The sequence below is a fragment of the Fontibacillus panacisegetis genome (assembly GCF_900102215.1).
Lineage (GTDB): Bacteria > Bacillota > Bacilli > Paenibacillales > Paenibacillaceae > Fontibacillus > Fontibacillus panacisegetis.
Window position 1 is genome coordinate 26,511 of the sequence record NZ_FNBG01000034.1, and the last position, 23,451, is coordinate 49,961.

23 protein-coding genes, 1 pseudogene and 1 riboswitch are annotated in these 23,451 nt (G+C 44.9%); of the genes and pseudogenes, 10 read left to right on the top strand and 14 right to left on the bottom strand.

Translation table 11 applies throughout. From position 1 onward, the window contains the following. Positions 1-3: 3 nt before the first annotated feature. On the bottom strand, positions 4-1,818 hold the full coding sequence (locus BLS49_RS20865) for a vWA domain-containing protein (protein WP_175471496.1): 1,815 nt from the start codon (positions 1,816-1,818) through the stop codon (positions 4-6). A 312-nt stretch (positions 1,819-2,130) separates the two neighbouring features. On the opposite strand from BLS49_RS20865, the gene BLS49_RS20870 reads away from it, so the two are divergent. Continuing rightward, on the top strand, positions 2,131-3,078 hold the full coding sequence (locus BLS49_RS20870; protein WP_245742646.1) for a hypothetical protein: 948 nt from the start codon (positions 2,131-2,133) through the stop codon (positions 3,076-3,078). Continuing rightward, positions 3,075-4,967: a hypothetical protein gene (locus BLS49_RS20875; protein WP_091235388.1), complete on the top strand. Its 1,893-nt coding sequence runs from the start codon at positions 3,075-3,077 to the stop codon at positions 4,965-4,967. Before BLS49_RS20870 ends, BLS49_RS20875 begins: the two co-directional genes overlap by 4 nt. Before the next feature lie 77 nt (positions 4,968-5,044). Here the strand turns inward: BLS49_RS20875 and ssuE are convergent, their stop codons facing one another. From ssuE to BLS49_RS20895, 4 genes are all read right to left on the bottom strand, one after another. Then, positions 5,045-5,599, bottom strand: a complete 555-nt coding sequence (ssuE, locus tag BLS49_RS20880; protein ID WP_091235390.1) for an NADPH-dependent FMN reductase — start codon at positions 5,597-5,599, stop codon at positions 5,045-5,047. Between the two features lie 417 nt (positions 5,600-6,016). Continuing rightward, positions 6,017-7,639 (bottom strand): NAD(P)H-hydrate dehydratase, encoded by a 1,623-nt coding sequence (locus BLS49_RS20885; protein ID WP_091235393.1) that lies wholly within the window; start codon positions 7,637-7,639, stop codon positions 6,017-6,019. Positions 7,640-7,678: 39 nt separating this feature from the next. Then, complete coding sequence (locus tag BLS49_RS20890; protein WP_091235439.1) at positions 7,679-7,993, bottom strand: DUF1634 domain-containing protein; 315 nt, start codon at positions 7,991-7,993, stop codon at positions 7,679-7,681. A 70-nt stretch (positions 7,994-8,063) separates the two neighbouring features. Beyond that, positions 8,064-8,897 (bottom strand): sulfite exporter TauE/SafE family protein, encoded by an 834-nt coding sequence (locus BLS49_RS20895; RefSeq protein WP_091235396.1) that lies wholly within the window; start codon positions 8,895-8,897, stop codon positions 8,064-8,066. Positions 8,898-9,084: 187 nt separating this feature from the next. Between BLS49_RS20895 and BLS49_RS20900 the strand changes: the two genes are divergently transcribed. Then, positions 9,085-10,023 carry a hypothetical protein gene (locus tag BLS49_RS20900; protein ID WP_091235398.1) on the top strand — a complete coding sequence of 313 codons (939 nt, stop codon included), beginning with the start codon at positions 9,085-9,087 and terminating at the stop codon, positions 10,021-10,023. Positions 10,024-10,101: 78 nt separating this feature from the next. Here BLS49_RS20900 and BLS49_RS20905 read toward each other — a convergent pair whose 3' ends face one another. The 4 genes from BLS49_RS20905 to BLS49_RS20920 form a co-directional block, all read right to left on the bottom strand. After that, the gene (locus tag BLS49_RS20905) at positions 10,102-10,326 is read right to left on the bottom strand and encodes a YezD family protein (protein ID WP_091235399.1); all 225 of its coding nucleotides are present in this window, start codon (positions 10,324-10,326) and stop codon (positions 10,102-10,104) included. Positions 10,327-10,375: 49 nt separating this feature from the next. Continuing rightward, complete coding sequence (cysW, locus tag BLS49_RS20910; RefSeq protein ID WP_091235401.1) at positions 10,376-11,239, bottom strand: sulfate ABC transporter permease subunit CysW; 864 nt, start codon at positions 11,237-11,239, stop codon at positions 10,376-10,378. A gap of 67 nt (positions 11,240-11,306) precedes the next feature. After that, positions 11,307-12,137, bottom strand: a complete 831-nt coding sequence (gene cysT / locus BLS49_RS20915; RefSeq protein WP_091235404.1) for a sulfate ABC transporter permease subunit CysT — start codon at positions 12,135-12,137, stop codon at positions 11,307-11,309. 67 nt (positions 12,138-12,204) lie between these two features. Next, positions 12,205-13,278 carry a sulfate ABC transporter substrate-binding protein gene (locus BLS49_RS20920; protein ID WP_091235406.1) on the bottom strand — a complete coding sequence of 358 codons (1,074 nt, stop codon included), beginning with the start codon at positions 13,276-13,278 and terminating at the stop codon, positions 12,205-12,207. 388 nt (positions 13,279-13,666) lie between these two features. Between BLS49_RS20920 and BLS49_RS20925 the strand changes: the two genes are divergently transcribed. After that, positions 13,667-14,176 (top strand): CcdC family protein, encoded by a 510-nt coding sequence (locus BLS49_RS20925; protein ID WP_091235407.1) that lies wholly within the window; start codon positions 13,667-13,669, stop codon positions 14,174-14,176. Between the two features lie 42 nt (positions 14,177-14,218). Here BLS49_RS20925 and BLS49_RS20930 read toward each other — a convergent pair whose 3' ends face one another. The 3 genes from BLS49_RS20930 to BLS49_RS20940 are packed head-to-tail and all read right to left on the bottom strand — an operon-like array spanning position 14,219 to position 17,497. Continuing rightward, positions 14,219-15,367 (bottom strand): ABC transporter permease, encoded by a 1,149-nt coding sequence (locus tag BLS49_RS20930; protein ID WP_091235410.1) that lies wholly within the window; start codon positions 15,365-15,367, stop codon positions 14,219-14,221. After that, positions 15,360-16,550, bottom strand: a complete 1,191-nt coding sequence (locus BLS49_RS20935; RefSeq protein ID WP_091235412.1) for an ABC transporter permease — start codon at positions 16,548-16,550, stop codon at positions 15,360-15,362. Before BLS49_RS20935 ends, BLS49_RS20930 begins: the two co-directional genes overlap by 8 nt. An 11-nt stretch (positions 16,551-16,561) precedes the next feature. Next, the gene (locus BLS49_RS20940; RefSeq protein WP_091235414.1) at positions 16,562-17,497 is read right to left on the bottom strand and encodes an ABC transporter ATP-binding protein; all 936 of its coding nucleotides are present in this window, start codon (positions 17,495-17,497) and stop codon (positions 16,562-16,564) included. Between the two features lie 192 nt (positions 17,498-17,689). Here BLS49_RS20940 and BLS49_RS20945 point away from each other — a divergent pair, with 192 nt between their 5' ends. Both BLS49_RS20945 and BLS49_RS20950 read left to right on the top strand, forming a co-directional pair. After that, entirely contained in the window at positions 17,690-18,835 is a 1,146-nt protein-coding gene (locus BLS49_RS20945) for a sensor histidine kinase (RefSeq protein WP_091235415.1), read from the top strand. A gap of 31 nt (positions 18,836-18,866) precedes the next feature. Then, the gene (locus BLS49_RS20950) at positions 18,867-19,532 is read left to right on the top strand and encodes a response regulator (RefSeq protein ID WP_091235417.1); all 666 of its coding nucleotides are present in this window, start codon (positions 18,867-18,869) and stop codon (positions 19,530-19,532) included. Here the strand turns inward: BLS49_RS20950 and BLS49_RS20955 are convergent. Next, positions 19,529-19,741, bottom strand: a complete 213-nt coding sequence (locus tag BLS49_RS20955; protein WP_091235420.1) for a cold-shock protein — start codon at positions 19,739-19,741, stop codon at positions 19,529-19,531. The two genes, BLS49_RS20950 and BLS49_RS20955, sit on opposite strands and share 4 nt — an antisense overlap. 157 nt (positions 19,742-19,898) lie before the next feature. After that, positions 19,899-20,010: riboswitch (TPP riboswitch) on the top strand. 144 nt (positions 20,011-20,154) lie between these two features. Here BLS49_RS20955 and BLS49_RS20960 point away from each other — a divergent pair. The 4 genes from BLS49_RS20960 to BLS49_RS20975 are packed head-to-tail and all read left to right on the top strand — an operon-like array spanning position 20,155 to position 23,109. Continuing rightward, positions 20,155-21,168 (top strand): ABC transporter substrate-binding protein, encoded by a 1,014-nt coding sequence (locus BLS49_RS20960; RefSeq protein ID WP_245742649.1) that lies wholly within the window; start codon positions 20,155-20,157, stop codon positions 21,166-21,168. A 46-nt stretch (positions 21,169-21,214) separates the two neighbouring features. Next, positions 21,215-21,508: an MTH1187 family thiamine-binding protein gene (locus BLS49_RS20965; RefSeq protein WP_091235425.1), complete on the top strand. Its 294-nt coding sequence runs from the start codon at positions 21,215-21,217 to the stop codon at positions 21,506-21,508. Continuing rightward, positions 21,505-22,272, top strand: a complete 768-nt coding sequence (locus BLS49_RS20970; protein WP_091235427.1) for an ABC transporter permease — start codon at positions 21,505-21,507, stop codon at positions 22,270-22,272. Before BLS49_RS20965 ends, BLS49_RS20970 begins: the two co-directional genes overlap by 4 nt. Positions 22,273-22,287: 15 nt before the next feature. Then, positions 22,288-23,109: an ABC transporter ATP-binding protein gene (locus BLS49_RS20975; protein ID WP_091235428.1), complete on the top strand. Its 822-nt coding sequence runs from the start codon at positions 22,288-22,290 to the stop codon at positions 23,107-23,109. A 132-nt stretch (positions 23,110-23,241) separates the two neighbouring features. Here BLS49_RS20975 and BLS49_RS25390 read toward each other — a convergent pair. Further along, positions 23,242-23,451 (bottom strand): annotated as a pseudogene (locus BLS49_RS25390) (IS110 family RNA-guided transposase); the annotation flags it as partial.

Sequence of the window (23,451 nt, forward strand, 5' to 3'; positions counted from 1 at the left end):
TAGTTATACCAGGTACTCTATGAAAATCGTCTTATCAATATGTTGAAGCGGCAATGTCACTCGATCCCCACTCTTGAGCTCAAGTCCAGCGGTAGCATCTACAGCCCGACCAGATTTTTCGATAGGTGCTGCCGAGCCATTGCGCAGCGTAATGCGATCTCCCTTTGCCGGAGTGAACACAATCTTCTCCGTTTCCTTCAGCTCAGGCGTTAGCTGCAGCAGCTGATGGAGATTGAACCTGCCCTTAAATGCAGTCAGCTTCTTATACTGTGGAAAGGATTTTTCGTTCGTGTTCTCGTCCCGAATTTCGATGACGATCTGGCCTACGAACCCACGGTTCGCTTTTTTAACCGCTGATAGAATATAGTAGGCTACCGCAGCGATTACAGCCAAAGCCACTACTGAAATAATGACGATAAACCACGGGAACGGCTTTTCCTCTTCCTCGGCTGCCCCATTGGACGGCGTGCTCGCTGCTCCTCCTGCTTTGCCCTTGGCGCTCAACGTAACCGGATTGGATTCCCGGTAAAAGCTCTTTTCCTCTGCGCGGACCTTCAACTCATAATCGTGGGCTTCAGAAAAGCTGAACGTACCTTCGAATCTGTCACCCGTATTGTTAAGTTTAATTTCCTCTGTTTTGCCGCTGTCGATATCCTTAACGATGAGCACAGCGCTCATATTCGTATACAGCTCATCATTTGGAAGCTTCTGCCCGTTGCTCGTCAGGTACGCCCCGATCTTCACATCATCTCCTCGCTTATAGCTCTTTGATGCAATCGGGTCCATCTCCAGCTTGAGATCGTAGTTAAAGACGAGATTAATGTCGATTTTATCCTTGGCAGCTCCCTTAACCCTAAGCTTCCAATCCCCTTCGGCTGGAGTTAACAGCTTAATCAAGGAGTAGCTCTTCGACTTGGACAAAATAACATCATCCGAAGGTATAGCCACTTTATCGCCGGATGGATTAATGAGCTCTGCCTCAACTGGTTTCGATGACATAATCGAGATATTCGCTTCGAGCACATTTGCATTCGGAACGTTAACCGTCACCTCTTGGAAGCTTCCTGTACCTGTCATACTTTGAATAGGTACGATTTTGAGCTTCAAATGGCTGGCAAATATTTCACTAAGTATTTGTGGAAGATCATCTGCCGAGCTAGTTGAGAAGGATTTCGCCCCCGTCTGATTGGCCAGATCCGTAAGTGGCGCCTTATTTAATTTGCCATCTGCATTCAACCCAATCGTATAAATCGGAATGCCTGCTGCCTTTGCTTCTTTAACGGCCTCGCCAAGCTCCTGATCAGATTCATTTTGCGTACGACCTGTGTTTTTGTTGAAATCGTTGTTGCCATCAGCAAGTAAAACGATCATCGGCTCATGCCCGGAGTCGGCACCGTTTTGTAGCACCTTTATTGCTTCTTGAACTCCTATTGCAATATCAGTGTATGGCCCTCGATCCAGACCATCGATAAAATCTTTTAAATCCTGCTTATCCCCAGTAGACTTAATTTCAAGGAGCGCCTTCTCCCGCTGCACCTTATCTGTAAAAGCCACAATACCTACCTTGTCACCCTGAGTGGATAGCATATCGATGAACATCTTCATCGCTTCATTTCCGACTTTATTTGAGTCGCTCGTATTCATTGAGTTACTTACATCGACAACGAGCACTGCATCGATTAGTGACGTCTGCTGAGACTGAGCTCCTTGTGTCCGTGCCGATGCTCCATAAATATTAGTGCCAAAAGTGGACAATAGTAACCAAAAGACCATTAGAAACGTTAATATACGTACAGATTGTCTATAACGATGTTGCATAATAATGCTCCTTTATTATGAATTAGAAGTGGTTCCAGATATATACTATACTTATGATAATAATAGATAATCCTTAAGAAAAGGTTAAGAGAATTTGATAACATTCGTCATTCGACAAAAATCATCACATTATTTTCTCATCATTAATTACGAAAGGAACCTGCATATGGTTACATACGGATGCCTCACTCTTTTATTTCTTTTTGTTATCGTTAAGTCTATCCTATATTACACCCGCAGAACCCATATTGTTGCTCCACAGGAGCTCGATAAAAGACTGCTAAAATTAATTAATGATGAAGAGAGAGCCCTATGAATAAGAAGAAGACGATCATTTTGCACCCTCCATTAAGAACGAAATATGCCTACGAAAAGTTAAAATGCTGCAAATATTGCCAGAGCTATACCGTGCTAAACGAGGAAAAGTGCACAGTCTGTGGCAAATCCGGCCTGCGTCCAGTTCTGGAAAAGGCTCGTCATAAAGCCAAACGTACGCAGTACAATGACCTGCTACTTACACTATTTCTCACGCTTTTAGCTATTCTTTTCAGCCAAACCTTTCAGCTTATGGCCATTTCTGCTGGAGCAGGAGTCCTGCTTCTCGGGCTGCTCTATTTCGTTCAACGTCAAGCCCTGGAAAGCCGCATTTCAATAGAGCTGAGCAAGCTGTTCCAGCGTGAGCGCGGACAAATCGCTGCGGGTCTGATTCGCAATCTAGAGACAGCTGCTGCGCTTGAAGAGGAAGGCCGCTCCTACGAAATGATGCGAGAGGTTGCGGTTATCGTTCATAACGATCATATTCGAAAGTTGCAAATTATGCTGTTGCAGTCCTTTGTTCTTAGGAAAGATATGGAGCTTGAATTGGAGCCGCTTCTACTGGAAGATTTCGATCCTGAGCTTGCCGCGTATATTGGTGAACTCGCAAAAATTAAGCGGGAACTCATTAAAGACAAAACTTTTCAATATGTTATAAAGTACGAGCAGCAAATTCTGGCTATGGAAAACGGAAAAGACATACTAGCAGGAGTAGCCGGAGCCACTATCAGATTAAAACGTTATGTGCTAGCCTATTCGGGATTCATCGCTCGTTATGCACGCAGGCTTTCCAAAGACCGTTTCCTCAGACTATACCGGATGCTTGCCGAGTCCCCTGGTCTTGATTGGGGAGAGCTCTCGGCCGAAACAGCCCGGGTCTACGAGGAAAAATATCAGTGGGATGCTGACTTTCAACAAATAAAACCGAGGTCTACTATAATATGACGTTTAAAAAATGGATAACCCTGCATCATCTACTCATTTTTTTATGCATTTTGACAATTCCCCTGCTAGTGCACAAAGGGCTGGGGATCTCTCAGAAGCTTACCGCTATTCAAACAGCAGAACGCTTATTTCAGGATAAACTTCTGATAGAAGCTGAAGACTGGTACCAGAAGGCACGAAGCAATCGAACTATTCTTTACAAAGAGGAGCTTATTTCCTCACGACTGGAGGAACTTGCCCCCATTACTGCTATGAAAAGAGATTTAGAGGATATTTCGAGTCAAGCTTCCAGTGCGAACAGAGAAAATGATTTCGAACTGCTTATGAGTGCATACGCTAAGCTTCAACAGGTACGGAGCAGCTATATTACACCAGAAGGACCTTACAGTAACTATTACCGTCAATTGTCTCAAAATTACAGCATTACGCAAAGCTTTACCAGTTATTTTAAAAACTTTCGCACGCTGTTTCTGGAGCAATTAGATCACAATCTGTCTACAGAAAACTATGATGATGAATCTTTTAAATGGAAGCTGCTGCGCACACCCGCTCATTTGTTTGGCACAGAGCAGGAATGGCTCGACAAATTAAATACAGCCTTCCAAAAATATGACGAAACGAAGCTGACAAGTATGGTTGCTAAAGGCTACATCGAACCTATGCTGAATAATGCCTCTTCTATGCTTACCGATTATAAAACCAACAACCTTGAAGCCCCTTGGATAAATGCTAAGGTGGATGACTTGATCGAGACGCTATTAAAAAGTGACTGGGACAACGACAACTATACTGCTTTTGCACTCCATTCGCGGCAGTTCACTGCATTCGCAAGCTCCGTTCACCCTGATTCCGAGGTGTTATCCTATGCCAAGGGCAAAATTGATGAGCTGATGCGTAATGCCAAAAGAAATGTAGTGCGCGGAAATTATCAGGAGGCAATTGATCTGTACACAGCCCTAGGCCAGTATCAGGATACAAAGGCAGAAATCAAGGCTACAGAGCTGGCTTGGACCTTTGCTGAACCAGTAAGACTCCTTCCATCCCCGACGGATGGAGGCAGCTATGCTCATGTTGTTGGTGGACGTGATAAATTTGGCTCTAAGGTATATGTTGCAGCAACTGATCAGAACAATGGGTTGTTTTGGGGTCGAATGAATGAGGAGGAAAGTGTTCAGATTCTGTCCAACCATGACCTGACCCCACAGCAGCAGATCCGATCGATAGCCATAGATCCGAATCTAAGCACTCCCAGCAATCCTGTCATTGTCATCGAAGCAGAGTCAGAGGAAAGAAATGCACGCTATACGGCATTTGAAGTACGTGAAAACAGCATTACTCTCCTTTATTCGATGGAGGCAGATGGTCTAACCGTACAGCCGGATGGGACACTTCTTGTTGTCAACCCGGTTGGTGAAGGTGAAGGACAAACAGCGATCTTCGTACGTTCAGGTGATAATTATCAGTTCGCTGGCATCAAGCAGGATATTGTGGATATTTCCGCAGACAGTGTAAGCCAACATCCAGACACCCTTGTCCGCTTTACCTGCACCGTCATTTCCATTGGATCGGGGCAAGCTCTTGCCATTGGCAACAACAGCTTATTATTACTAAAAGGCGATTTCTCCCTACCCGCTGGAACAGCAAACATTATCGTAACAGGACGGTTCAAGCAATACGCCGAACAATATCTTGATGAGCAAAGCATCGGACTGATCAAACAATTACTCTTAGAACAAACAGGCGGGCAAATCAGTGACCAGATTGAAGAGCAAGCCGGGGGCTTGGATGAATCTGGGAGATTGAATGAATTGCTGGATGGATTGCTTCATGGGCTTACTGATGCAAACACAATTCTAATCCCTGTTGTCGAGGTTGAGACAATCCAATAGTAGTGTAACCCCATATTAAAAAAGCTCTGAACCCGTCCCATACAGTGGGAATGATTCAGAGCTTTTTATGTAACAGATTATTTGGAAATTGTGGATTGAATCCGCCGATTGGTTTCCTCAACCAGCTCTTTCACGTTTTCTTCCAAACGGGTAATGAGCTCTTCCGCAATTTGGAATCCACCTTGCTCTGTTCGAGCAACCTGAGAATCCACCGTATATACTCCGCCTAAAATATGACGCGCGCCCAATACGGAAAGCACAGGCTTCAACGAGTAGTCGATGGACAGCAAGTGAGCCAGACTTCCTCCGATAAAAAGAGGCAAAATGATTTTTCCGGCCAATCCTTTTTCAGGAACAAGGTCCAGGAATGTTTTCAGCACACCTGTATAGGAGGCTTTGTACACTGGACTAGCTACAATAACTGCGTCAGCTTCAGCAACTAATGCGTTAGCCTTAACAATGTGTTCGCTCTCAAATTTAGTATGGATCAAATCCTCCGGCGGGAGTTCGCCAACGTTCACACGCTGCACCTCGAATCCTTCCTTCTGAAGCAATTCCTCAGCTAACGCCATTACCGCAGTCAATCTTGAGCCCGGCGTTGGGCTTCCGTTAATAATCGTAACTTTAGGCATGATTTTAAATCTCCTTTTCTAAATTCACAACCCATTATAATATCATCATATCGTTTTTTTAAAATTTGAGCTATTCATTCAGTTAATTCTGTGTACAAAAAAACTCCTGAACGTTAGTCCAGAAGCCTTTAAGCTTATGCTAGTTGGTTGGCTAAAAATGACGTGTTAGATACCCCTTTGTCCTCGTATGGTGGATTATTGCGCAAAATGTCTTTTAAAAGGTGGACACTACACAATATTCGATGTAGCTCTTTCTCAATCTCCAAAATCATCATATAGTGTACTTTCGTTAAAGGGACAACTACATCTAGATCCTTATGCTTATTGATGAATATTCCTATGGTGTCCACCTTTTAGGTGGACATTTTTTGAGTTTGTCCATGATGAGAGAACAAATAATAACTGCTGCTATAAAGCCTAAAGCGCATCTATAATGTCGCCGGCGATGAGTGCCGCAGGGTTGTGGCGGAGCGATGCAGCACGTTCACCTGCCTGACCGTGCAAATATACGCCGAAGGCGGCGGCCTGGACATCATCCAGGCCTTGCGCCAGAAGTGAGGCGATAATGCCTGTCAGGACATCGCCTGATCCGCCCGTTGCCATGCCCGGGTGGCCGGTCGTGTTGACGAAGACACGACCATCCGGGGCCGCGACAACGGTGCGGGCCCCCTTCAGCACGAGCGTCACGCCGTGCTGAAGGGCGAACCGGCGGGCTATGCCAAGCCGGTCGCGCTGCACTTCGCCCGTGCTCACTCCAGTGAGCCGGGCCATTTCGCCGGGATGCGGCGTCAGAATCGTCGCCGCATCCCGGCGCTGCCACCTCGCCAGGCCATCGGCCCTGGCGAGGATGCCCAGGGCGTCGGCGTCCACCACCAGTGGACGATCAGCGCCCTCCCACAAGGCGCGCATGAAGCCGTCCTCGCCCGGGAATCGGCCCATACCTGGGCCGACGGCGAGCACATCGCGCGCCGCGAGAAGCCGCAGCACTTCGTCAGCTGCGGCTTCGGTCCATGCGCCGGCTCCGCTATCCCCGGCCGGCGCCAGCATGAGCTCGGGCACAGCACCGAGCACATGCGGCAGCACCGCTGCGGGCAGCGCCCACGTCGCCAGCCCGCAGCCCGCGCGAAGCGCAGCTTTGGCCGCGAGCAGCCCCGCGCCGCTCATGGGCATGCTGCCTGCGGCAAGCAGCACATGCCCATACGTGCCCTTATGCCCGTCCGCTTCGCGCCGACGGGCCACATCTATACCGAGCTCGTCGCCCAGCGACTCCTCGGTCAACAGCACTCCCGCCGCCTGCATCCCCGGCGGAAGTGCACGTGGAATGCCGATATAGCGTACAACGACTTCCCCTGCTGCCTTCGCACCCGGATACTGCGTCAAGCCCGCCTTCATAAAGGCGAGACTCACCGTCACCCGGGCCTCAATGCAGGGATCGTGGATTGCGCCATTATCGGCGTCCAGACCACTTGGAATGTCTGCCGCCACAATGGGCAGACCACTCCTGTTCGCCGCTCTGATCAGGTCTGCGTATACGCCTCGCGGCGTCCCCTTTGCTCCTGTTCCAAGCAAGGCATCCACAATGCCAGTGTAGCCTCCACAAGTCAATAAGCGTGCCAAATCTTCACGCCCCACAACCCCACTCTTATCAGCCGCGGCTGCATCCCGCTGCACATCACTCTGTTCAAGGTTCACATCGTCGACATATTCCAGCAGCGGCAAATCCAGCGCTTCAACAATCCGGTGCTGAGCCAGAGCATCTCCGCTCAGCTTATCGCGAGGTACTGCATACAGCAGTGTCACCGATACTCCCTCGTCTGCAAGATGTCTTGAGCACACTAGACCATCGCCGCCATTATTGCCTTTACCAACAAGCACAAGCCAGTGCTGAGCAAGCTTAGAACGATCTACACCGCCTAATCGAAGCACTTCCTCCGCAATGGCTCTACCGGCATTTTCCATTAGCGCCATCGCAGGAATACCAAGCTTTGTTATCGTAAATTGGTCAACATCTCTCATTTGTTCCGAGGATAGAAACTTCATGAATAGCAGCCCCCTTCATTTTTGCTCAGCCGCTTAGTCTCATCCTACCTTGCCGAGCAAAAAGCTTACGATCAATATGATCAATACAACCGCAGTAATCCCTACAAAGCGATAGTCCTTTTCCGCCCAAAAAACAAACAACGATACAAATACTCGAAATACTGGAGTTAATATAAGCAGCAATAACCCCGTTTCTATAACCGCCATCGCTTTTAACTGGAACAGCCCTTCAAAAATACCCCCAAACGTCGTTGGAAAAGTATCTCCCGGATACCCGCTCTCTCCAGTGATCAAATATTGGAGTAGTCCAATAACAATAACCGCACCCGCAATAAGTACCCCAATTCTAAGCATCTTACTGATAACCAGCTCAACTTCATATGATCGGCTTTTATTAGATTCTTGCTGTTGACTTTGATCCACGTTAACCCCTCCATCCTTGATAGATCATCTGGAAGGCAACATAAACCATAACAGGAATGAACAGCTTCCGGATCGTTTTGCTCTTCATACGCTGCATAATTCGTGATCCTACCGTTGCCCCTACTAATACCCCAAGCGCTACTGGAGCTGAAATGATCGGAATAATATCGCCCCGTAGCAAATAAATGCCTGCGCTGGCTGCCGCTGTTACACCCATCATAAAATTACTCGTTGCAGTTGATACTTTAAGCGGCATTTTCATGAAAACATCCATAGCCATTACTTTAAAGCTTCCGCTGCCGATGCCAAGAAGTCCTGATATGACCCCAGCCCCATACATGACGCCGAATCCCTCATAAACCCGGTCCACATTATACGATACCGTCTTGCCAAGAGCTTTATCATAATATTCTCCATCTAGTCCCAGCTTCTCTGCCACAGGATGCAATGGGACATTGGTTGGAACCTCTTCCTTCCCTTTTTTCACCATAGCATAGGCTGAATACAGCAGAAGTAAGGCGAATATAAAATACAGAAACTTTGGAGCGACCAAAGCTCCAATGAACGCCCCGGTTATCGCTCCTACTGTCGTAGCAATCTCCAAAAACATCCCCACACGCAAATTCGTAATTCTATCCCGAAGGTAAGCAATAGCCGAACCGCTCGAAGTTGCGATGACAGAAATAATACTCGCTCCAATCGCATGATTTATATCTACTCCAAACAGTAACGTTAGAGCCGGAGTAACAACGATCCCCCCTCCTAAACCCAATACTGAACCTACCACACCTGCCAAAATAGCAATTAAAAATATTTCGATTACCGTCGCTGTCAACACTACATCTCCTTTTGTTTAACTAATAACCGTATCAATCGCCCACATAATGTCATGCTTTCCCTCGTTTTATGTAGCCTTCCTTACTCCAAATATAGTATAAGTCAGTTAACTGACAATGAAAACCAACAAGAGCTTGAAATCCTACCTCTACGTATGCAATAGTGGAAGGAGGAATATAGAAAGGATGATATCCGTGTCATTGCCGGAATGGATGATCTGGCTGCAACAGCAAACTGTTATCTCCTACATTACCTTGCCCGCTTTGTGTCTTTTTCTCGCTATATATGCGATAACCAAATGGAGAATGGAGAAACGGGAGAGCTATCGGCTTAAGCGTCTGAACAGTAGTCTCAAGCTATATGCATCCGCCACAGGGCCGCTTATTCGTGGAGCAGAATCTTTGCAATTGCCTACTGAGGAACAGCAGCTATTAATGGATGTATTGCTTGAATGCAGAGCCGCTCCCTATATCACATCTGATTTGCTTGGACAAATCAATGCCTACGCCCATGATCAGGATAACAGCAGGCTAACCCTGTTACTAAAAACAATAGAGCGCGAGAGTGATCGTTTGATTGAAGAGCAGGACAAGCTCCTTCATAGGATCGAAACTCCTGGCTGGGGATACTCACTATGGAAACAGATTTATCCCGCGATACCTTTTTTGTTCGCTTTAGCTCTCTTCTATTTGTTCGGGTGGCTTATTCAATTATTGTTCCAAATGTCGAGTCCACAGCTGGGGCTTTCAGATCTTTTGAGTAAGTGGTCTCTCTTCGGCTCAGCCTTATTCTCTCTTATTCTTTTGTATCCAGCACTTATGAACAGCAATCGGCCGACCGCAAGCTCCTTCTTACTAAAAGTATGGTCTATTATTATTGCATTATTATTTCTGTTTCATCTCATCAATCCCATGTTTGCTCCCTACATACTTGTGGTGCAGATGATTCTGTTTCTGATTGGATTTCGTTTCACTGGCAACAGGTCACGAAAATCCCGTCCCTTTGCAGGTCATTACCCTATGCCAAACACAGAATCGACTGATGAGGAGGCTTCAGCACCAGGTTCTGAACTCGAAGCTTCCCCAAGCCATTATGTACATGATCAAGAAAATCGACCTTCTTAACACAATAGAATGGGGCTGTTCCGTGAAGTACACTTCCGGACAGCCCCTCTATTTATTATATGATTGCTCTATTCATAGTTATCTTGATTCAGCCTTGCGGATTGGTCTTGCTGATGCCCGGGACGAACCAGATGATTTGGTCGATCCAGCCGCACCAAGCTCGTAACGCTTCCGCTCTGTACGTTCGACTTGAACGATTTGACCTTCATGAACGACAATATTTAGCGAGCCAAACTCCATTTCATTCAAAAGACCCGCGATCCGTTCCAACCACAAATCATCAACTTGTAATGGTTTTGCCATCATCCAGTCCTCCCTATTCATTTTCAGCATGATTATTTAACAATATGAATTAATGACTATGACTTTTACGTGTAAACCAGCTCTTAAGCAGCAAAGTGACTAGCGCAAGTAACAATAACAACGATGCTACTGCAAAAGATGCGGAAAATTGATACTCGTTATACAAGATCTCAACATGTAAAGGAAGTGTATTCGTCTGCCCTCGGATATGACCGGATACGACGGATACCGCGCCAAACTCGCCCATTGCACGTGCATTACAGAGAATAATTCCATATAACAATCCCCACTTAATGTTCGGGAGTGTTACTTTCCAGAAAATCCGAAATCCGCGAGCACCTAACATAACCGCTGCTTCTTCCTCCTGTTGTCCTTGATCCTCCATCAGAGGGATCAGTTCCCTGGCTACAAACGGAAAAGTAACAAACAATGTCGCAAGCACAATTCCTGGAATAGCAAATATGATTTTTAGATCATGCTCTTGCAGCCACGGCCCAAACCATCCATGTGCTCCATATACGAGTACGTAAATGAGACCTCCAATTACCGGAGAAACTGCAAAGGGCAAATCGATCAACGTAACAAGAATCTGCTTACCCCGAAATTTGAATTTAGTAATAACCCAAGCCGCTGCTACACCAAAAATCGTATTTAATGGAACCGTAATAGCTGCCACAATTAAGGTTAACTTAAGTGCAGATAATGCGTCTGGATTCGTGATCGCTTCTACATATACTCCGAAGCCTTTTTTTAATGCCTCAGTCACTACAACAACGAGTGGTAAAACAATTAACCAGCATAACACTAGAACTGCGGCTCCGATCAAAATCCATTTTACGAGTCCGGATTCCTTCGTCGCCCGCTTTCTTTCCGTCGGAGTTTTTGTTGAAGCTAAAGGTACAGAACCGGCCATGCATTAATCCCTCCTATAAATATTGCCACGTATACTACCAGACTTTGTAGTCCATTGGGCTTAATCTCTAAAGCGCTGTTTTCCGCATTCGTTTCTGCAACGAGTTGATGAGCAGCAGGAGAACAAAGGAAATCAGTAACAGCATCAGAGCTACAGCCGTCGCCCCGGCATAATCGAATTGCTCAAGCTTTGACATAATCAGGAGCGGTGCAATCTCTGTCTTCATCGGCATATTGCCGGAGATGAAAACAACAGACCCATACTCTCCAATTCCTCTGGCAAAAGCAAGTGCAAATCCAGTCAGAAGGGGTGGAAGCAATTCAGGCAAAATTACAGTTCGGAAGGTGCGCAGACGGCTTGCTCCAAGCGTAGCCGCTGCTTCTTCAACCTCCGCATCGAGATCTTGTAATACCGGTTGAACCGTACGTACAACAAACGGAATACCTATGAACATAAGTGCTAAAGTGATGCCAATCGGTGTAAAAGCAATTTTTATTCCTATAGATTCAAAGATGGAACCAATCCAGCCCTTGGATGAGTATATCGCCGTAAGCGATACACCAGCCACAGCCGTAGGTAACGCAAATGGCAGGTCAATCATTGCATCGAACAATTTTTTACCTGGGAATTCATATCTGACCAGAACCCAGGCTAATAGCAAACCAAGCACTGCATCAATCAACCCTGCCGCAGCCGCAGTCAAAAAACTAACTTTATATGAAGCTAACACACGTGAATCAGTCGCAACACTCCAAAACTTCTCCCAGGTCAATCCTGTCGAATTAAGAAGAAGCGCAGATAGTGGAATCAGCACTACCAAACTGAGATAAAGAACACTGTAGCCCATGGTCAGCCCAAATCCGGGCAACACCCCGCGCTGTGAGGTGCTTTTTTTCATGAGAAATTCACCCTTTCGTTCGCAGCATTCTTATCCAGAACGCTCCTCCGTTTGTTACGGTCGGTTTTTATGGTGCATAAATCTGACTGAAAATACCTCCATCGGCGAAATGCTTCGGCTGTGCCTGTGCCCAACCGCCAAACACTTCATCAATGGTATACAGCTTGATTTCAGGGAATTGATCCGCAAACTTCGTCTTTACACTTTCCAGTGTTGGACGATAATAGTTCTTTGCTGCAATCGTTTGGCCCTCTTCCGAATACAGATATTTCAAGTAAGCATCGGCAACCTCACGAGTACCTCTTTTATCAACATTTTTATCAACTACAGCTACCGGAGGTTCAGCAAGGATACTTTCGGACGGATACACAATATCAAATTTATCCGGTCCCAGCTCCTTCACGGATAACCAAGCCTCATTCTCCCAAGCCAACAATACGTCACCCAGACCACGTTCTACGAATGTCGTCGTCGCTCCGCGAGCACCGCTATCCAGTACTGGTACATGTGTGAATAATTCCTTAACAAATTCTTGAGCTTTTGCCTCATCATTATTGTTGTTATGCAGCGCGTATGCCCAAGCAGCGAGATAATTCCAACGAGCCCCACCTGATGTTTGCGGATTTGGTGTAATAACCTCTACCCCATCCTTAATCAGGTCATTCCAGTCTTTAATGCCTTTTGGATTCCCTTTGCGAACCAGAAAAACTATTGTAGAAGTATATGGGGAGCTGTTCAACTCGTACTCAGTTTGCCAACCCTTTTCAATAAGTCCACCTTCTTGAACAGCATCAATATCATACCCAAGTGCAAGCGTTACAACGTCAGCCTCCAGACCATCGATAACAGCGCGAGCCTGCTTACCGGAGCCACCATGTGATTGATCGATCGTAACCTTTTGTCCTTTTTCCTTTTCCCAATAAGCAGCAAATGCCTTATTATATTCCTCGTATAATTCCCGGGTCGGATCATAGGATACATTCAGTAATTTGATGTCCTCTAGTTTTTCTCCACCTTCAGAAGTCCCTGCTTCCGCACTTGCTGATTCATTCTTTTTGTTTTCTGTACCGCAAGCTGCCATAACTACCGACATAGCCAGAACCAAACTCAATAGAACCCCTTGTTTTAACAACTTCTTCATCTAATCACTCCCTATTCTCTCTTTACGACCCATCCTGGCAGGTTCATGATAGTTCATCATCCATGTAATAAACAGAACAAAGGAACGCACTGCTCTCTACGGTCAAACCGAGCCACCCCCGTGTCTGCCTGACGAGTAGAACGTTCCTCCGTCTTTACGGTGAGAACTTTTTAATATTAATCCTACCTGTTTAGTATGTTATTATTCTATCTGCTCTGGGTTTTAATGTCAAACGTTTTTTATAATTAATTCATATTCATTTAATAAATCCACGTTATAATGATTATCCTTGGCTCGTTGTTCACAAGAATTAATTAATTACAAGCGTATATGCTATAATATTCAAGCAAATCATTACACTTTGCCAAACAAAGAAAGGGTCCTTGTTATGGAGACTTTGCTTAATCTAGCTCATATAAGAATTATTGCTACAATCATGATGGTCGTCATGGCTACTGCAGTCATTGTAATTCGACTTAAAGCTAGCAGAAAACCGATCACTATTAAAAAAATCATTATGCCGCCGCTTGGTATGTCAACCGGATTTCTCATGTTTATAGCACCTGAATTTCATATTCCTGTCCTTTGGGGAGTGGTTGCTTTTGCCGTCGGATGGCTGTTATTCTCCTACCCTCTAATTCGCACCACTCATTTTGAAGTTATAGATAATGAAGTCTACGCCCAGCGTTCACCAGGCTTTGCCTTTATCCTGATTGGCCTGCTCGCTCTTCGTCTTATATTGCATGAAGTAATTGAACAATATATTTCCGTTCTGCAGACAGGCTCTCTATTCTTCCTACTGGCATTCGGTATGATCATCAACTGGCGACTGTTCATGTTAAGAAAATATCGGGAAATTACTGACACACCCGCTCAAAAATTTAACAAAAAGAAATAGCATGCCCAGTAGTGTGGCATGCTAACGATTCATTTATGTCTCCTAGTTTACGTTCGCATCGCTAGGCCGCAATACTGCGGAGCCAAAAGCCAACAATATCAGGGCCATCAGCCCGAGAATGAGCAGCGGAACTGTAATCTCGCCCAGACCATTCCCTGAAGAGAGTATTTCAACCGCTTCGATCGTCCATTTCTGAGGTACAAAATTAGCTGCTTTCTGCATAAATTCCGGCATAAACGAGATTGGCCAGAAGCACCCGCCGATCATACAGGTTGGTGTGATAATTAGACTGTTAATAATCGAAGCCTGCTGCGAATTGCGGATCAGTCCAGCTACTGCACTTGATATCCCCATGGCTACAAGCATAAATGTACCGAGTACAATAAAATGCAGCAGAATCGGAACACCGTAATCATAACCTAGCACATAGTTGCTTAAAACTAATATCACTGCAATCTGTAAGATTCCCACAAAAAAGCTGCCTAGAAAATTACCTGCCGCGATTTCCCACGCCCTTACGGGAGCACTAAACATTCTTGTCATCGTACGTCGTCTGCGATCATCCATGATTTGAGAAACACTGCTGCTAACTAGGCCCATCAGGAACATCAGCGTAAAACCTGTTACAGAGCTTAAACCAGGTTTAGCATATAGCTGCAAATCATCCGTTACCGAGCCAACTTTATGCTCGCCTGTCTGTGACAGTACTTTGGTAAATGTCGCATGATCATCAGCCTGTGAGGAATTCCTGATTAATGAAGCGGAAGACGCCATCCCTTGGGTCAAAATATTCAGCTTCAGCCGCAGGGTATACGAGCCCTCGCTTATCTTCAATTCGTACATACGGATGGATGGAATGCTCCCGGACATGAGATCATCTGTAAAACCCTCTGGAATAATAAAACCAGCAGCGCCGTGGTCTCCGACAATTTTTTCTCTCAAATCAGCTTCATTGTCGATCTCTTTAAGTAAATAATCAGGTGAATCAGCTAGTTCATTCAATAAAAACTGACTTGCTATCCCGCCATCCTTATCTACGTACAAAATACTGGCTCGACTGTAATCATCCTGCCCTAATAATCCTATGACTACTGTAATTACAAGACATGGCAAAAAAATATGTATAAACATCCCTTTTTTCGTGCCTACCGTCCGCTTGATCATGTTCCAGGCAATGGTGAAACTATTCATGGTAACCCACCTTTCGGTAAGAAATTGCACCGACTAGCAGAAAAACTCCGCTCACTAAGCCTAACATTAGTGCATGATGCAAAATTTCTCCTTGATCCGCACCAAGCATAATTCGGAGAATTCCCTGCAGTGCCCAATGGTTTACTGTAAATTCGCCGATTTTTTGAATAATATCAACCGGAATCTGTTGAAAGCCTCCACTAAAGAACGTCATGAAGATCACAATCATTTGCACTACCGTTTTCGCTGTACTTGATGATTTACACAACAAGGAAACCGATACCGCCATCATCATAGAAGCCAGAACGACAAGAACGCAGATCAGTGCTAAGTATTGCGGACTTGTTCCCCAGTCAACATCGTACAGCCATGTGGTACCAAGAATAATGACAGCAGCTTGCAGAAATGCGATGAAACTATTCCCTACCACTTTACCAACAAAAATATGCAGCGTACTGATCGGCATAGATTGCAGACGATACAAAGTACGTGTGTCAATCTCACTGTGAAGACTTTCGCTAGCCACGAGCCCTGAAAAGAGTAAAAACATGATCAACATTGAGGCAGCATAATACTGGAATGCGGAATATGACTTGCCCTGCTTATTCAGAGAAGCATTTTCTACATAACTATGGACAAGATCCTGACCATCAGTTGAGCTTCCATCAGCACTTAATACAGGTACTGCTGCTGTTGGTCCAAGTACTATTGTCGTCGCTTGGGTCCGATTGACTTCATCAAGGTAGGAATCAAAAATCATTTGCGCCACATGATTTTTAGAATGGCTCTGACCATTGATAAAATTCCAGGTGGCAGCTTCGCCTTGCTTTACTTTGCTCACAAAATCAGGTGGAATAACAACAGCAAAGTCCATTTCTCCTTCTCTAATCGCAGCCAAAGCTTCTTCCCGGCTTCCGCCATCGATAACATTCAGCATCTCTTGCATTTCAGGAGTATCCAGAAAGGTCTTCAATCCAAATTCATTTAAATCCTGATCGCTCTGCTTAACAAGCATGACGTTTACCCCTGAAATAACACCATCTTCATTTGATGCAAACATAGGAGCTAACGCATTCCCCAGAATAAAAATCAGCAGCAAAGGCATTAGAAAAAGATTAAACAGAACTGTGCGTGTCTTGATTAATTTGCGAATTTCAAACCATATAATCGAGCAAATTTTCATATGATTGCCCCCTAGTCCCTAAGCGTACGCCCGGTCAGGCTCAAAAACAGCGTCTCCAATGTAGGCTGTTCGCATTCTACAGAGTGGATTACTGCGTCATGTTTTGCACAGACATACAATATATCCTGCAAATCATGTTGTGATGACGATGTATACAATGCCAACTCATTTTCCTGAAGGTCTACTCGTGAAATTCTCGGAAGTTGACGCAGTTCATTCAGAATATCGCCGGTGATCCCACTCGCCTTCATCTTGATTTTCTCCTCGTGCGCGACCCGTTCACGCAATTCATCCTGAGTTCCGCAAGCGATGACATGCCCCTGATCCACAATAGCCACACGATCGCAAATCGCGGATACTTCCTCCATATAGTGACTTGTATATATCACCGTAGAGCCCATTTGATTAAGCTTTCGCACGGATTCCAAAATATGATTTCTGGACTGCGGATCAATACCAACCGTTGGTTCGTCCATAATAATCAGTTTTGGATGATGCATAATCGCGCAAGCAATGTTCAGACGCCGCTTCATTCCACCCGAGAACGTCTTTGGCAGATCCTTGGCCCGATCCTCAAGACCGACAAAAGACAACGCCTCAGCAACTCGTTCCTTCAACTCATGGCCGCGCAATCCGTATAATTTTCCGAAAAAAGCTACGTTGTCAACCGCAGACATCATCTCGTATAGTGCCAAATCCTGCGGTACCAAGCCGATTCGCTTTTTCACCTCGATTGGCCGAGCCTTAACGGAGATGCCATCCACTGTAATTTCGCCTTGATCCATTGGCAGTAAGCCTACAATCATATTTATCGTCGTGCTTTTCCCAGCACCATTAGGTCCGAGCAACCCGAAAATCTCACCCTTTTTAATGCTCAGGTTCAAATGATCCACCGATAGCTTATCTCCGTATCGCTTGATAACATCCTTAATTTCTACAAAAGTCATATCCCCCATCTCCCATCTATCAACTGTCCTGAGTCTCAAGTCCTGTAATCATTCTAGCAAGACGGAGGTTAGTATACATGTACGAATCGTCATGACTTCAACATGACTAAAGTCACCTCACCTCAAGCAAAACTACTTGTGCTATAATGATTTCTATCCATCTTGAAAATCCATGAATAGAGGCAGGAAACTATGTTGAGACGTAAGCTGTCGCCTATGATGTATGGAATGATACTGATTCCGTATTTTGCTCACATTTTTGTATTGAAGATGTCAACCTCCGGCATCTATCTTCTTCATACCTTAACCTATTTTTCGCTGATTGTATTAGCCCGATTCCTGAAAAAAAATCCCCCTCTCATTATGTTATCTATTGTTCAAATCCTGTACTCCGCATGGATATGTCAAACCTATAGCGGACTAACCAATCTTGCCGCTGTCAGCCCTGTCTTCATCTACTTTCTACTGCCTAATACATATAGCAGGTTTTCTATTCTGGCTTTTCATCTTATCGTTATCAATTTTTCATTGCTGCATCAGGATCTCACATGGATAGTAGTCACTAACCTTCTTTTGCTGTTCATATCGTATTTTCTTCATCTGCTGCAGCAGTTTGCAAGCAAACAAGAACACGAGCAGTATCTTTTTGATGACATTCGCAAAAAAAATTACGAATTAAGTGAAACGCGAAATCGTCTTTTGTTATTCACTAAACAGATTGAAGGAGCCGCTCAGGCTGAAGAACGAAGCCGCATCTCTCAGCAGCTTCATGATGATGTAGGACACCGCCTGATCCGTTCAAAAATGATGATGGAAGCCGCACTGCAAATTTTCCCGAACGATCAACAGAGGGGGATGACGATGCTTCAGCAAATTCGTGACCAATTATCGGCTGGTTTGGATGAGATGCGCGCCACGGTCAAACGCCTGAAGCCTGCATCCAATGACTCAGGAATCCAATCCTTGGGACAAATGCTTGAAGAAGTCGGCAGGGAGACCGGAATTAGAACGGAGCTGACCATCGAAGGCAATCCTTGTTCGTTATATCCAAGTCAGGAGATGATTCTTTACAAAAATGCCCGCGAAGCTGTAACCAACGCGTTAAAGCATGGCAGTCCGCAAACGGTAACTATCACATTTACATACACAGGACATGAGATCAAAATGTCAGTAAGTAATGACGGAGATACTCCTGACCACAACATAAAGCAAGGATCAGGACAAGGAATAACCGGAATGAAAGAGCGATGCTCTTTTGCCGGAGGACGATTGGAAATCAATACAGCTTTTCCATTCACCGTAACTACTGTATTGCCTATAACAAAACATCAAGAATAACTAGATTATTTGCAATCTGGAGGGAGAACAAATGCCAACCCTATCACTGCTTATCGTCGACGACGATCCTTTCATTCGCGAGAGTCTGACATTATTAATAGGAATGGACCCTGACATAGAAGTAATAGGCTCCGTACAAAACGGAGCCGAGGCTGTAAATTTTATTTCACAGAGAGATAAGCCCAGCGTAGTGCTAATGGATATCCGGATGCCGGAGTGTAACGGGGTGGAGGGAACCAAAAGAATCAAGGCGCTCTATCCTGATATTTCCATCTTGATGCTGACAACCTTTGATGATGATGAATTTATCCTCGAAGCACTTAAAAATGGAGCCAGCGGATATTTACTCAAAAATATTCCGCCAGACCGCATTATTCAGGGAATCAAAACAGTGCACAGCGGCAACATGCTGATTCATCCTGACATTGCCAGAAAGCTGACCGGACTGCTACGAGAAACCGTGTCACCGTCTCCTGAAAATCTCAAACTCACTAACGCCGGACTTACAGCGGTTGAACACCAAGTAGTTACATTAATTGCGGAGGGAATGTCGAATAAGGAAATAGCCCAGAAGCTGTTTTTAAGTGAAGGAACCGTTAAAAACTATGTTACCGACATTCTTCATAAGCTTGAGGTAAGGGACAGAACCCAGATTGCTATCCTATATTGGAAAAGTCGCAGTCAGAATCTGACTTAAGACTTCATTTCCACACTCGCACTCATATTCACTACCTGAGGGAGCATCTTTGTATCTTTTTCCATTTGCGAAGAACAAAGGGGACAAGATGGCTCATACTCAAAAGTAAAATTGTCCCGCATCCAGCCGTTGCAGTCTTCGCTTACGCAGGACCAGATTGAGGTATTTACCTCAGGGACTTCCTCAACTACTTTTTTACGATAATTCATGTTGTTCCTCTCCTCTACATTAAAGTTCTAATAATGCCAAAATTATGATTCATACTTAACATGCTCTATTTGCCGATAAAAAAATTCACGGATTGAAAAATTGTTCCTCTCTGGACAGAACAGACTTGAACAACTATAATGACAATGTAATCCGCAGCTTCATATTCAGGGGTGCTGGAATTGGCCGGCTGAGATTGTATCCCTCAAAGATACTGACCCTTTTACCTGATCTGGATAATGCCAGCGTAGGAAGAGCATCCATATGGACTACTTTAAATAATCCATTTATGAACCTACGCGTCCCAATCGGGACGCTTTTTTATATTGTTCCCTATTTAGGGGAATAATCCTTCCAAATCAGGAATCTTTTTTATGAAATGCGGAAATTCAAACATAAAAAGGGGTATAGAAGAGTGACACGTTCAAAAGGTTGGTCATGGCTGCTAGCTGGTTTAATTATCGCGTTATTAGCCGGTTGCGGCAATAATGGCGCTGGAAATGCTGTCCAAAATACTGAAAAGGATGCAGCGCTTCAAAAAGTAAAGGTTGTACTTGACTGGAGTCCGAATACGAACCATACCGGATTGTATGTTGCCAAAGAAAAAGGTTACTTCGCTGAAGAAGGACTGGATGTCGAAATTGTACTTCCAGGCTCCGGTGGATCAGATGCCATGGTCGCCTCAGGTGAAGTTCCGTTTGGAATCAGTGTCCAGGAGAACGTAACTCAAGGGCGTACACAAGGAGTTCCACTCGTGTCTCTCGCTGCCATTATTCAGCATAACACATCCGGATTTGCCTCTCCTGTGGATCGCAACATTCAATCGCCTAAAGATTTTGAAGGCAAAGCTTATGGCGGCTGGGGTTCTCCAGTTGAACAAGCTGTGATGAAATCCATTATGGAGATCGATGGCGGAAGCATCGATAAAGTAAAGCTGCTTAACATTGGAGAAGCCGATTATTTTACAGCCATCAAACGCGATATTGATTTTGCCTGGATATTCTACGCCTGGACAGGAATCGAAGCCGAGCTCCGCGATGAAAAGCTGAATATGATCTATCTTCAAGATTATTCGGACAAGCTGGATTATTATACTCCAGTACTTGTGACAAATGAGAAAACCATTGCTGACGATCCTGAACTTGTTAAAGTTTTCATGACAGCAACTTCTAAAGGATACAATTATGCAATAGACCATCCTGAAGAATCCGCCCAAATTTTGTTGAAGGCCGTCCCTGATTTGGATAAGGAACTCGTTATGGCAAGTCAAAAATGGCTCAGCCCAAAATACAAAGATGATGCAGCACGTTGGGGCGAGCAAAAACGCGAAGTATGGCAGAACTATTCCGACTGGATGAGTGAAAAAGGTCTTTTAGAAAAGCCACTTGATACAGATAAAGCTTTTACCAACGATTTTTTACCTGAATAAATAAAAAATTAATGTACTACTACTTCTAAAAAGGACGTGAATCTTTATGCCAAACGCTTTGCTTAGCATTCAAGTCATTCCTAAGACACCAAACGGAGAAAGTGTAATTCCTTATGTAGATCGCGCCATCGAGGTAATCCAGGCCTCGGGTGTCAAATATCAAGTTAATCCTCTGGAAACAACGATGGAGGGCGATCTTGACCAATTGCTGGACATTGTCAAACAAATGAATGAAGCATTAATTTCTTTTGGCAGCCCGGGTGTCATTTCGCAAATCAAAATTTCGTACAATCCTGATGGTGTCAGCATGGACAAGCTGACTGAAAAATATCGTCCATGAATATGGGACAACTATGGAAAAGCATATGGCCGCCTCTTGTGGCGGTCATCTTGTTTTTAATCGTGTGGCAAGCTTCAACCATGATTTTTGGTATCGACAAATGGATGCTGCCAAGTCCAGTAGACATTTCCCGGGAAGCAGCGGCCAATACAGCCGGTTTGTGGGATCACACACTGGCAACTTTACGTTTAATTTTGCTTGGATTTGTTATAGGCACTTTAGTAGGATTGATCGTTGCTTTTGTGCTGCATAACGTACCGATATTGAAATCATCGCTCTATCCGCTAGTTATTCTAAGTCAGAACATTCCTACGATCGCCCTTGCCCCCCTGCTTATGGTATGGTTCGGTTTCGGTATTTTGCCAAAAATCATCGTCATCACCCTTGTATGTTTTTTTCCGGTAGCAGTAGCTGCTATGGATGGATTACGAGGCACAGACCGTTCAATGCTGAATTACATGCAAATGATTGGCGCGTCTAAAATTGATATTTTCCGCAAGCTGGAGCTGCCGTCCGCCATCCCTTCTATACTATCCGGTGTCAAAATTGCCGCTACGTACAGTGTTATGGGTGCTGTCATCGCAGAATGGATCGGTGCTGATAAAGGGATCGGTTATTATATGATGCTGCAGAAGTCTTCATTCAGAACAGATCGAATTTTTGTTGCTATTGCCATTATCGTCCTACTTAGTCTGGGAATGTTCCTCTGTATTTCTTTGCTGGAAAAATGGATCGTGCGATATAAACCGGACAACCGTAAATAGAGAGGAGATTCTCAAATGAGCCTACAGAACAATACCAGTACCGATTCATCTACACCGCTCAAGCCTGCACTTGAAGTTCATTCAGTCAGCATGAGCTTCTCCGATCGCCGCAAGATCCTGCCCGTTTTAGATGACATTTCCCTTACCGTCTCGTCCGGAGAATTTGTCTCAATCATCGGCCCCTCCGGCTGCGGCAAAAGCACTTTGTTCCATATTATCGGAGGCCTGAATAAACCAGGCCGTGGTTATATCTATATGCAAGGAAAGGACGTAACAGGACAGCGCGGCCACATTAGCTATGTCCCTCAGCAGCCAGCACTCCTTCCTTGGCGAAACATTCAGGACAATGTTCTGCTCGCTGGGGAAATTGCCGGAATCACCGGACAAACAGCTAAAGAGGATGCCGAAAAATGGATATCCAGAGCAGGACTTGAAGGGTTTGAAAATGCCTATCCTCATACTCTCTCCGGTGGTATGCAGCAGCGCGCCTCTTTTGTAAGAGGACTGCTAGCTCCTCAAGAGGTCATGTGTCTCGATGAACCATTCAGCGCTTTAGATGCACTTACGCGAAGCGATATGCAACGATGGCTGCTGGACATGTGGGAAGAGAGTCATCGCTCAGTCCTCATGATCACCCATAGTATTGAGGAAGCGTTAATGTTGTCCGATACGATCTATTTGTTCTCAAGTCGCCCTGCTAGAGTACTGCAGAAAATTACCGTCCCTTTCCCTCGCCCTCGCCATGGGGAAATTGTTGCTGATTCTGCGTTCCTTGAGCTAAAGAGAGAAATTGGTATCTGGATGACAGAAGAACAGCGTAAGTCTTCCAGCAGATAATAATATACTCATAAAAAACCAGCTAATACTTTGTCAATAGACAGTTTTGTAGGAAAGAGATTTTTGATATACTGATTTTAAAGCTTAGCAAATAAGCCTCCACTAACTGGAAGTTTATGGGATAAGCAGTTTCTAAGAAGCGAAAGGTTGCCCTTTTTTGAGCATGGCGTAGACGTGATGTAATACCTTGTTGGCGCAAGCGATTACGGCTACTTTATGGGGCTTACCTTCGCTTTTTTTCTTGTCATAATATTCTTCTTAGGCGCGGGTTTAATCCCTTTCTTAATCCGCATATTACCGCTAGATATGCGGCTCTTCGCAAGCGCTTTGAGCCGCGTTTCG